We start from the raw sequence: 9,490 nt of genomic DNA on the forward strand, positions 1-9,490 counted from the left end.
GTCCATGGGCATATTGCACGCCAAACAATAAAAACAGTTGCGAGGGAAAAGACCTGATTACTAGAAGGTGCGCCAAGATTGCGACGCAGCAGGCTATTGCTCATAGCAAAGTAATGTAGTTTCCATGCTTCTAATTATTTATACTTGATTGGCGTTATTGCCCTTAGAAGGCCAACGAAAGAGCCTTGCCGGTGTGCAGGGGATTGCCAGAATTGAGTCCCATAACGCGACAATCCTCTGCATCCACTTTTATCATAACCAAGTGGCCGGTGAGTCTCGCTACGAAAAGATGACTTTAATGACTATCTCAATTGTCGTCTAGTACAATAACGCGGATCAATTACTTTTGTGTCAAAGAATTTTCCAGGCAAGGATAAATTACTGCTCGTTATTCGCATAAAGAAAATTGTCTCGCCCAACCATCCAAACGCATAGAGCAGGTTTTTTCTGCCAGCTTGGCCACGATAATTTTCGGATCTTGCCCACTGTCCTGAGCTGGATCCGGAGTACCGCGTAACTTGGATATAGTGATATGGCCCATATTTTTGGCATACAAGATATTCTAGGAAATTGCAGCCCGTGCTTGTTGTCCGGATAGGTCGTTATGGTCGCGGCCGCCGTGGGCATTGCAGCGGCGATAGTGATTTTGGCAATTTATGCATACGGTTCAGCAAACGACGGCTGATCTGCATGGGGCCAAGGCGCTTGCAGGCAAATCCGGCTCCCTGACCGAGACGGTTGACGGAGAGAGCATGAACGTCTACTATGCTCCCCTGAATGCTTTTCCACACCTAGGCGGAGGTCGTCATGACGCCACAATAGAAGAATATTCGCATCATCCGCAGAGCCAACGATAAGTTCTTTATTTACCTCCACCGATTCTCCGTAGGTGTAGTGAGATGGCATTTCGTAAAGTGGGCGCAGTAATATTGCTCGTGTCAGACATGCAGGCCTCGACCAAGTTCTACAAGGACGTTCTCGGCCTTCCACTCAAGACCAAGTCCAAAGAATGGACCGAATTCTTCAAGGATGGCACCGTTATCGCGTTGAATCTTGCCAAGAAAAAGAGCATGGTGGGCTCTGGCATCGGCATGCTCGTGGGCTTTATGGTGAGCGACATGGATGCCACTGTAAAGGAACTGAAGGCAAAAAAGGTAAAGTTCTTTAAAAAACCAAAAGACGAGCCCTTTGGCAAGCACGCGGTCATCGAAGACCCAGACGGCCACCTGATCTCGATAGCAGAGATAAGGACAAAATCAGACGAAGGCTTTGACATGCTCGGCATGCTGGGCGCCGACTAGATCTTCCACGCCGACACCAGGAAAAGCGACCCGCCAAAGTCCGAAAAGGCGACTTTGGAAAAGCCCGCGTTGCGCAAGAGCGCGCCAGTTTCTTCTTTTGTCATAAAGCGGTAGCCCTGCAGCGCAAAATCCAGCTGCATGCCAATTATCAGCCGGCCCTCTTTGCTTGCGGTTTTTGGCAGCAGGCCTTCAACTATTGCTATTGCGCCTCCTTTTTTCAGGGCGCGGTAACAGTTTGACACGACGGCCTGCTTGTCAGAGGCTGCATAGAGCGACTCGCCAAGGTAGACAATGTCAAACTGCCCGTCAAAATTCATGGCCTCGCCCTGCAGGCGCAATATCTCGACCGGCTTGCCCGCAGCCACCTCCATCGCCCTGTGCACGGCCACTTCTGACGGCTCGACGCCTACAAACGCAGAGCGGGGGTACGAACGCCACAATTTTTCAATTAGCGTGCCGGTGCCGCAGCCGACGTCGAGCACCCTGCACCCTTTAGAGAGCATCGCATGCAACCTGCGACTTCTCCCCTTTTTGATGGCAGAGAGGAAAGCGTTGTGGTCCCAGTCCGTGGCCTGCTCTATCGCGTCAAAGGTGCTCGACATGTCCAGTGTTTTGCCCGAGTTAAAGAGGTCTTCAAGGCCGCGGTATTCTAGGCTGCGCATCGCAAGGTAAGAAAATTGCCCGCCAAGATAGTTTGGGCTTTTTGCGTCTAGCAGGATCTCTTTCATCCTGGCGCTCATGCGCAGCTTCCCTTTCCTTTCGCCGATGAGACCCAGCGCGACGGCCGCGGAGCACCACGCCCCCACTGCCCCGGCGTCAAGGCCCAGCTTTGCCGCAAGGCCGGCGGCAGAAGCCGGCGAATGTGCGATATGCTGCAAGAGTCCCACACTTCGCCCGATGTGCGCCACCCACACGCCGTAAAAGCCAACCGAGTAGTCCCACAATTGCTTGAACTCTTTTGGGCGCCCCTTCCATCCCGCCATGCCCAGCTAGCAGGCTCCGCCTGCTCTTAAACTAGCACCTTTTTGCCGGGATTCAAAAGGTATCCAGGGTCGAACAGCTCTTTTACCTGCCGGAACAGGGCGGTCACTGCATGCCCGTACATGGCCTCGATATATCCCACGCGGGCAAGGCCGTCGCCATGCTCGCCGGTGATAGTCCCCCCGCTCTTGATTACCTGCGCGAATAACTCTGTGGCAAGCCTCTGCACCATATCTGACTCGGACTTGCTGCCAGTGTCCACAAGCGGCCTCGTGTGCATGTTGCCGTCGCCCACGTGCCCGTACAAGACGTATTCCAGCTTGTTGTCCCGGTAGGCGCGCAGCAGGTTCGCGGTGTGTTGCCCGAGCATTTCCGGAGGCACCACGGTGTCTTCGATGAGCCCGATGGGTTTTCTGCTCCCGATTGTCATCTTCATGATGTCGTTGAGCGCGCCCTTTCTTGCGGCCCAGATGCGGGTTAGGCTCTGCTCGTCGGCCGCGTATTCCACCACCGACGCCCTGCCTGCGAGCAACGACCTGCACTTTTCCATCCTGCCCTCCACCGCTATCCTGCTCTGGCCTTCAAACTCGACAAATAGCAGGCAGCCGGCGCCGGCGTTATAGTCGCCGCGGGCAAGCACTGTGCTGTCGAGCATTTCCAGCGCGACCGGCGAAAATTCCAGGATTGAAGGCACGGCAGATACTGCCGCAAGCAGGCGGTCAAAGCCTAGCACCAGCAGGCAGCGGTGCTGCGGCAGGTCCATTATGCGCAGGCGCGCAGATGTGACAAGGCCAAGAGTGCCTTCTGATGCGGCAAATATCTTGTCTGGCAAAAACCCGCCCTCAAGGGCGGCGTCAAGCCGGTACCCACACGAGTTCTTGCGGACCTTGGGATAGCTTGACCGGATCAAGCCCGCATTTGACCCTAGCACGCTTTTCAATTCTGACAGCCGGTCGTCAGGTTCTGCCGACCTGCCGCTGTTCCCGTCAGCATATACAAAATCCACGCCCTCGATAAAATCGATGGTGTTGCCGTAGCCGAGGCAGTGCACGCCGCTTGAATTGTCGGCAATCATGCCTCCTATGGTGCAATAGTTGCTGCTTGCAGGGTCCGGCGGCAAAAACTTGCCGCGCTTTTTCAGCTCCAGGTCAAGCACGCCCTTGACCATGCCGGGCTCTACGATAACATAATCGTCGCCGGTTTCAAGCACCCTGTTCATGTGCCTTGTAAAGTCAAGCACTAGCCCGCCGTCTGAAAGCGACTGGCCCAAAAGCCCGGTACCCGCGCCCCTTGCAGTTAGGGGGATGCGCTTTGCAGACGCGTACCGGCAGATCTCTTGCAAGTCGCCCTCGTCCTTTGGGAACGCAACGGCGGCAGGCTCGATTTCATAGTGGCTGGCGTCCACAGAGTAGACCTTCCGGCTCCAATCATCGATGAGCACCTCGCCCCTTGCTATGCGGAAAAGGCCGTCAGGGATCAACGCCAGTTGGTAGCAAAAGCTTGTATAATTATTAGCTGCAATTACGACAGTTCAGGAAGGAAAATCAGGTAACTGGCGCTTTCGGTTTTGTTATTGATAATTGTGTGCATTCGTCAACAAGATCATATTTTGCGGTTATTCGCTTCAATTAAATATGAGTATATGCGGGGTAGCGTGTATATGATGCAGGCCGAAAAGTGTCCCATATGCTCCGGCAAGGGCACCATCGAGATAACTGATTCGCAGTGCCCCTTTTGCAACGGGACCGGCGAAAGCACGAACGCGGCCAAGAGTTACTTGAAGGTCCACATTTGCCAGTGCATATTCCTTGACAGAAAGAACTGCCCGATATGCGGCAAAAAGTGCCACCACAATACCCCGAACCGGCCCAAGATCCTCATCGCTCCGATGTAAGGCGGAACCGGTTGCTCCATAAAATTTAAAAATCGTTTATGCCTTCAGTTCACTGTTGGAGCCGGCTAGCATGGTCTGCACTTTCTGCAACGCCAAGATTGATTACGGCAAGAGCGTCTGCGATCCTTGTGCCAAGAAATACAACATTGGCACTTACGACATGAGCAAGGACGGCTGCGGCTGCGATGGTTGATGTGGGGTCAGAAAATGGTATATCCAATCATGGGGATCAGTCAGCCACCACATCATCATACCCCTTCACTCTTTGACGCCTATCCTCTCCATTAAGTTTTTAGCCCGCTTTCTTCTCGCCGGCGTTATCCTGACCACCACGAGGCCTTCCAGCGGCTGGCCATAGAGGACAACTGCATCGTCAGGCGCCATTGCAAACACTGGCAGCGCGAGCAGGTCTTCTTCGCCCTCCACCACCACGCGCACGGGCGGTTTTGCCTTTATCGCCTGCTTCAAGGCGTCGACTGCTTGTTTTGAAATAATGCCGGCGGGATTTCTGCACATTATCACCATAGCGTCAAATTCAGGGTAACCGCGCTTGCGCCGCCGTTCCTTGCCGTCGACCACGGCAACGTCAGGTAGGATGCCAAAGCCCAGCATGCGTTCAGTCGTCGCGTCGCCCACCGTCATTACGAGCGCCCCCCTTACGGCAGAGGCGATTTTTTCCTTTGTCACCTGCGCGTCCAGGATGAGCGTGCCAAATGGTTTTTTCAGCTCTGCAAGAACGTCAGGCGTCAGCGCCATATACTAGTGGAACGGGCAGGTGTTTTTTAAGCTGGCGGCTTTTCAGGCGTCTTGGCCGCGTCGGTAGACTGCGCCTCTGCCTCTTCCTGCGCTCTCATCTCGGCAGCAATTATGCTTATCCTGCCTGCGATTGTCTTGGCCGCCTTGTCAAACGACTGACCCTGGAACGACTCTGGTTCCGAAAGCACAATCGGCTTGCCGGCGTCGCTGCCTTCGCTGATGTGCTGGTGCAGCGGGATCTCGCCTATGAACGGGATTTTAAAGTCGTCGCTTATCTTCCTGCCTCCGCCCTTTCCAAAGAGGTAGATCTGCTCGGTGCAGTTGGGGCACTGGAGGTAGGACATGTTCTCGACCACCCCGATGATCGGAACGTTGAGTTTGTTGAACATGCCGACTGCCTTGACTGCGACGTTCATGGCAACGTCCTGTGGGGTCGTGACGATGAGGATGCCGGTAATCGGGATTGTCTGGGCGATGGTAAGCGGCGCGTCGCCGGTCCCAGGCGGCAGGTCGATTATAAGATAGTCAAGCTCGCCCCAGTTCACGTCTGTCAAAAACTGCTTTACTATTCCTGAAACAATCGGGCCCCGGTAGATGCCGGCCTGCTGCGACTGCTCGTAGAAAAAGCCCATCGAGATCACCTTGACGCCTGCCATCTCTGGCGGCTGGATCTTGTTGTCTACGACTTCGGGCTGCGCCTTTAGCCCCAGCATGAGGGGCACGCTCGGGCCGTAAATGTCTGCATCCAAGAGCCCCACCTTTGCGCCTGTCCGGGCAAGCGATAGCGCGAGGTTTACAGAGACGGTGGTCTTGCCGACGCCACCCTTGCCTGACGCGACTGCCACAATGTTCTTGACTCCGGGCAATAATTCATCAAGATTAAGCGCCCTTCCTTCCATGACGCGCGCAGTCACCTTCATGATGAGGTCCTTGACGCCAAGAGCTGCAATCGCGGCCCGGACGTCGCGCTCGATGTCGCTGTTGAATGGGCATGCAGGGGTAGTCAGTTCGAGAGTAAAGGCAACCTTGCCATCGTTTATAGCGAGATCTTTGATCATCCCCATTGAAACAATGTCCTTGTGGAGCTCCGGGTCAATGACTTGTTTTAGCGCGCCCAGGACTTGATCGACGGTAACCATCAACAAATTTTTCGCTACACCGTATTTAAATCATGGTCTTAGTACAGCCTTACCGCCATAGCCGTGTGGCGAGGCAATGCGGGCGCAAAATTTTACAATTCGCAATCCAAAAGTTCATAAATTGACGATTCGCTCAAGTTTGCGTATATTATGTTTGCCATAGTGCATATGAGCGACGTCGTCAGGATTCCCCCAAGCCGGCTGACAAACTCTCTCAAAGATGCCGCTATCCAGATTCTCAAAGAAAAGTATGAAAGCATGCTCTCGGCCGACGTCGGCTATGTGGTCATGATCACCGACGCAGAGGTCAGCTCGGTCGGCAAGCTTGTCGCAGGCGACGGAGCCACCTACCACAAGGTCACTTTCAAGGCCCTCACATTCTACCCCAAGTTGCAGGAAATCGTGGAAGGCGAAGTAGTTGAGATCACGGACTTTGGCGCGTTTGTCAGGATCGGCCCGACGGACGCGCTCTTACATCTTTCCCAGATTACCGACGACTATTTGAAGAGCGACGTCAAGGCAGGCGTCATCGTCGCCAACCAGTCGTCAAAATCACTAAAGATAGGCTCCAAGATCCGCGCCCGCATAACGGCAGTCAGCCTCGGCAAGGGCGCAGGCATGGGCAAGATAGGCATCACGTGCAGGCAGCCGTTCCTCGGCGCGCTCGAATGGATCCAGGACGAGATCAAAAAGAGCAAGGGCAGCGCGCAGCCAACGGCCCCGGCTCCCAAGGGAAAGGGAGGCAAGTAGATGGCCAAGGAGAAGGCGTGCAGGAAATGCAAGGCCCTCACCAACGGCAAGGTGTGCCCCGTCTGCAAGTCTTCCGACCTGAGCCCCGACTGGCAAGGAATAATACTGGTCTTCGATCCGGCCAAGTCTCTGGTGGCAAACACGCTTGAAATAACTGCGCCAAGCAGGTACGCGCTAAAGGTAACATAGATTGGCAGAACTAGAGTCATTTCTTGCCGTCCGGGAAATGCTCGCGGGTTTTTTGCAAGAAGACATCGGGACGGGCGACATTACGAGCAACAGCGTCATCAAAGATGTTGATGCAAGAGCCGAGATAATCTGCAAGGCCGACGGCGCCACCGTGTGCGGCCTTGAAGAGTCTGCAGCAATTTTCGACATCTGCGGCTGCTCGTGCAAAATCCTTGCCAAGGACGGCACAAAGGCGAAAAGGGGCGGGCGCGTCATGGTCATTTCTGGCAGCGCTAGAGCCATACTAAAGGCCGAGCGCACGGCGCTGAACCTGTTGATGAGGATGAGCGGCATTGCAACCGAGACCAGGGCTCTTGCAGACATGGCAAAGCCGGTAAGGATAGCGGCCACCAGAAAGACGGCTCCGGGCCTCCGCCACTTTGACAAAAAGGCCGTCGTCGCAGGGGGCGGCCTGGCCCACAGGATGCGCCTCGACGACATGGTGCTGATTAAAGACAACCACCTGGTGCTTGCAGGAACGCCGGAAGAGTGCGTCAGGCTGGCCAAGCAGGGCGTCGGCTCGGCGATAAAGGTAGAGTGCGAAGCGCGCGACCAGAAGGAGGCGATATCAGCCATAAAGGCGGGCGCGGACATTGTCATGCTCGACAATTTCACGCCGGCGCAGGCGGCAAAGGCGATTAAAGAAATTACGAAACTCGGCCTGCGCAAAAGAGCACTAGTCGAGATTTCAGGCGGCGTGAACTACAAGAACATCAGGCAGTACGCAAAAGCGAAACCGGACTATATCTCGATGGGCTACATCACCCATTCGCCAAAAGCCGTCGATTTCAGTCTTGAAATTATAAAAAGTTAAGAGATGGCCAGCATCCTGTCGATTGCCAGCCTCGCCTTTGCCGCCACTGCCTCCGGCACCTTGACCTCGTAGACGTCGTGCACGAGCGAGTTGTACACCTTGTCTATCGTGATCTTTTTCATGTACTTGCACACGGCGTCTTCCTTGACCGGTATGAACTCTTTGTCAGGGTTGTCCTTTTTCATCCTGTAGAGGATGCCGGTCTCTGTCGCGACGACAAACTGCTTGGCGTCTGACGCCCGGGCGTGCTTCATCATGCCTTCCGTCGACAGCACATGGGCCTTTTGCGAAATGTCGCCCTTGGCCATGTGGTACATCGTCGATGACGTGCAAGAGCATTCAGGGTGTACGAGAAAGTCGGCGTTCTTTAGCGTTGCGAGCATCTTGTTAATGTCCTCTGCCTTTATCCCGGCGTGCACGTGACACTCGCCGGGCCATATGTACATGTCCTTGCGCTTTGTAACCTCTGCCACGTAGGCGCCAAGGAACATGTCCGGCAGGAACAGCACCTTCCTGTCGGCGGGGATGCTGTTGACCACCTTGACTGCGTTAGAGGACGTACAGCAATAGTCAGACAGGGCCTTGACGTCGGCCGACGTGTTGACATAACTTACCACAGCTGCGTCCGGGTGCTCGGCCTTCCACGCAGCCAGCTCGTCGGCGTTTATGGTGGAGGCAAGCGAGCATCCAGCTTCGAGGTCAGGTATCAGGACTTTTTTGTCAGGGCAGATTATCGACGCGGTCTCGGCCATGAAATGCACGCCGCAGAATATTATCAGGTCTGCCTTTGTGGCAGCCGCGTTCCTTGACAGCGCAAGCGAGTCGCCGGTAAAGTCGGCTACGTCCTGCACGTCAGGCACCTGGTAGTTGTGCGCCAGGATGACGGCGTTCCTTTCCTTCTTTAGTTTCAGGACCTGTTCTTTGAAATCGGTTGCAAGCATAGTCACTTTTATGTGCGACAATAATCCGTAGGTTCTACATTTAAACCAGTATAATTCAGGACAAGTGTGCCTCGATTCTTGAAATTGCAGGCAATACTTGCCACATTTACCGCACAGCCAATGAGGAGACGTCACCTTATCGGCGCATTTGTAGGCTGTTAACTGCCGGCTCTACGGCATTTTATATCCATGCGGTACTTGGAGGCCGCCACAATATCGGCGCATGAGAAAGGCCGCAACAGCGCGGCGTATGATGGTTAACCGTAGAAAGCTCAATAGCGCAGGCGGACTATAAATGATGTGTTGGCTGAGGTAAGCTTGCTTCAAATCGGAATATTCGTCTCTCTAATCGGTCTTGGAGCATTGACAATATCTGGGGCAACGGTCTGGACAATCTGAGATGCATATGCGGCAAAGCGTCGTGTGATTGCCTTAATTCTGAAGCCTCAATATTAAAGGTGTCTGGTGCGATGTTGATCGTAGTGGGAGCGGGATTATGGGCTTTTCAGACATACAGAAAGGTCAGGATAATTAGCTAATTCGCCAATGAATACACATATAAAGATTGGAGCCCGATCGCTTTTGAAGATAAATGCCAACGCACGGATCACTTACAAAGGCCGGCAAGGTATGAGGCCAAACACCGAAAATCCAAGGAAAGCCCCGCTTGAGCCCGATTGCCCGAC

General features: G+C 54.3%; 11 protein-coding genes. 6 read left to right on the plus strand and 5 right to left on the minus strand.

Annotation, left to right across the window (positions count from 1 at the left end; all coding sequences use genetic code 11):
- The first annotated feature begins 899 nt into the window (after nt 1-899).
- On the plus strand, nt 900-1,301 hold the full coding sequence (locus tag ACREAY_RS07000; RefSeq protein WP_431755050.1) for a VOC family protein: 402 nt from the start codon (nt 900-902) through the stop codon (nt 1,299-1,301).
- Here the strand turns inward: ACREAY_RS07000 and ACREAY_RS07005 are convergent.
- A complete protein-coding gene (locus ACREAY_RS07005; protein WP_431755051.1) occupies nt 1,298-2,284 on the minus strand; it encodes a class I SAM-dependent methyltransferase in 987 nt (328 codons plus the stop codon). The two genes, ACREAY_RS07000 and ACREAY_RS07005, sit on opposite strands and share 4 nt — an antisense overlap.
- A 26-nt stretch (nt 2,285-2,310) precedes the next feature.
- Nucleotides 2,311-3,762, minus strand: coding sequence for an FAD-binding oxidoreductase (locus ACREAY_RS07010; protein WP_431755052.1), 1,452 nt, complete (start codon nt 3,760-3,762; stop codon nt 2,311-2,313).
- Between the two features lie 183 nt (nt 3,763-3,945).
- Here ACREAY_RS07010 and ACREAY_RS07015 point away from each other — a divergent pair, with 183 nt between their 5' ends.
- Nucleotides 3,946-4,176, plus strand: a complete 231-nt coding sequence (locus tag ACREAY_RS07015; protein ID WP_431755059.1) for a hypothetical protein — start codon at nt 3,946-3,948, stop codon at nt 4,174-4,176.
- A gap of 55 nt (nt 4,177-4,231) precedes the next feature.
- On the plus strand, nt 4,232-4,369 hold the full coding sequence (locus tag ACREAY_RS07020; RefSeq protein ID WP_431755053.1) for a hypothetical protein: 138 nt from the start codon (nt 4,232-4,234) through the stop codon (nt 4,367-4,369).
- 65 nt (nt 4,370-4,434) lie between these two features.
- On the opposite strand, the gene ACREAY_RS07025 is transcribed toward ACREAY_RS07020, so the two are convergent.
- Both ACREAY_RS07025 and ACREAY_RS07030 read right to left on the minus strand, forming a co-directional pair.
- On the minus strand, nt 4,435-4,932 hold the full coding sequence (locus ACREAY_RS07025; protein ID WP_431755054.1) for a GTP-dependent dephospho-CoA kinase family protein: 498 nt from the start codon (nt 4,930-4,932) through the stop codon (nt 4,435-4,437).
- A 26-nt stretch (nt 4,933-4,958) separates the two neighbouring features.
- A complete protein-coding gene (locus ACREAY_RS07030; RefSeq protein ID WP_431755055.1) occupies nt 4,959-6,071 on the minus strand; it encodes an Mrp/NBP35 family ATP-binding protein in 1,113 nt (370 codons plus the stop codon).
- A gap of 150 nt (nt 6,072-6,221) precedes the next feature.
- On the opposite strand from ACREAY_RS07030, the gene ACREAY_RS07035 reads away from it, so the two are divergent.
- Genes ACREAY_RS07035 through nadC form a run of 3 tightly spaced genes read left to right on the plus strand, consistent with a single transcriptional unit; the run spans nt 6,222 to nt 7,863 of the window.
- Complete coding sequence (locus ACREAY_RS07035; protein WP_431755056.1) at nt 6,222-6,821, plus strand: DNA-directed RNA polymerase; 600 nt, start codon at nt 6,222-6,224, stop codon at nt 6,819-6,821.
- Nucleotides 6,822-7,010, plus strand: coding sequence for a transcription elongation factor subunit Spt4 (gene spt4 / locus ACREAY_RS07040; RefSeq protein ID WP_431755057.1), 189 nt, complete (start codon nt 6,822-6,824; stop codon nt 7,008-7,010).
- 1 nt (nt 7,011) lies between these two features.
- Nucleotides 7,012-7,863: a carboxylating nicotinate-nucleotide diphosphorylase gene (gene nadC / locus ACREAY_RS07045; protein WP_431755058.1), complete on the plus strand. Its 852-nt coding sequence runs from the start codon at nt 7,012-7,014 to the stop codon at nt 7,861-7,863.
- Here the strand turns inward: nadC and nadA are convergent.
- Nucleotides 7,860-8,804, minus strand: a complete 945-nt coding sequence (nadA, locus tag ACREAY_RS07050; RefSeq protein ID WP_431755060.1) for a quinolinate synthase NadA — start codon at nt 8,802-8,804, stop codon at nt 7,860-7,862. The two genes, nadC and nadA, sit on opposite strands and share 4 nt — an antisense overlap.
- Nucleotides 8,805-9,490: the final 686 nt, after the last annotated feature.

Source organism: Nitrososphaera sp. (assembly GCF_050748925.1).
Classification (GTDB): Archaea; Thermoproteota; Nitrososphaeria; order Nitrososphaerales; family Nitrososphaeraceae; genus Nitrososphaera.

What these genes read in the sequence shown, in the direction of transcription:
- ACREAY_RS07025 (WP_431755054.1), bottom strand. Translation starts at nt 4,932, where the DNA reads ATGGCGCTGACGCCTGACGTTCTTGCAGAGCTGAAAAAACCATTTGGC.
- ACREAY_RS07000 (WP_431755050.1), top strand. Translation starts at nt 900, where the DNA reads ATGGCATTTCGTAAAGTGGGCGCAGTAATATTGCTCGTGTCAGACATG.
- ACREAY_RS07035 (WP_431755056.1), top strand. Translation starts at nt 6,222, where the DNA reads ATGTTTGCCATAGTGCATATGAGCGACGTCGTCAGGATTCCCCCAAGC.
- spt4 (WP_431755057.1), top strand. Translation starts at nt 6,822, where the DNA reads ATGGCCAAGGAGAAGGCGTGCAGGAAATGCAAGGCCCTCACCAACGGC.
- nadA (WP_431755060.1), bottom strand. Translation starts at nt 8,804, where the DNA reads ATGCTTGCAACCGATTTCAAAGAACAGGTCCTGAAACTAAAGAAGGAA.
- ACREAY_RS07005 (WP_431755051.1), bottom strand. Translation starts at nt 2,284, where the DNA reads ATGGCGGGATGGAAGGGGCGCCCAAAAGAGTTCAAGCAATTGTGGGAC.
- ACREAY_RS07015 (WP_431755059.1), top strand. Translation starts at nt 3,946, where the DNA reads ATGCAGGCCGAAAAGTGTCCCATATGCTCCGGCAAGGGCACCATCGAG.
- ACREAY_RS07030 (WP_431755055.1), bottom strand. Translation starts at nt 6,071, where the DNA reads ATGGTTACCGTCGATCAAGTCCTGGGCGCGCTAAAACAAGTCATTGAC.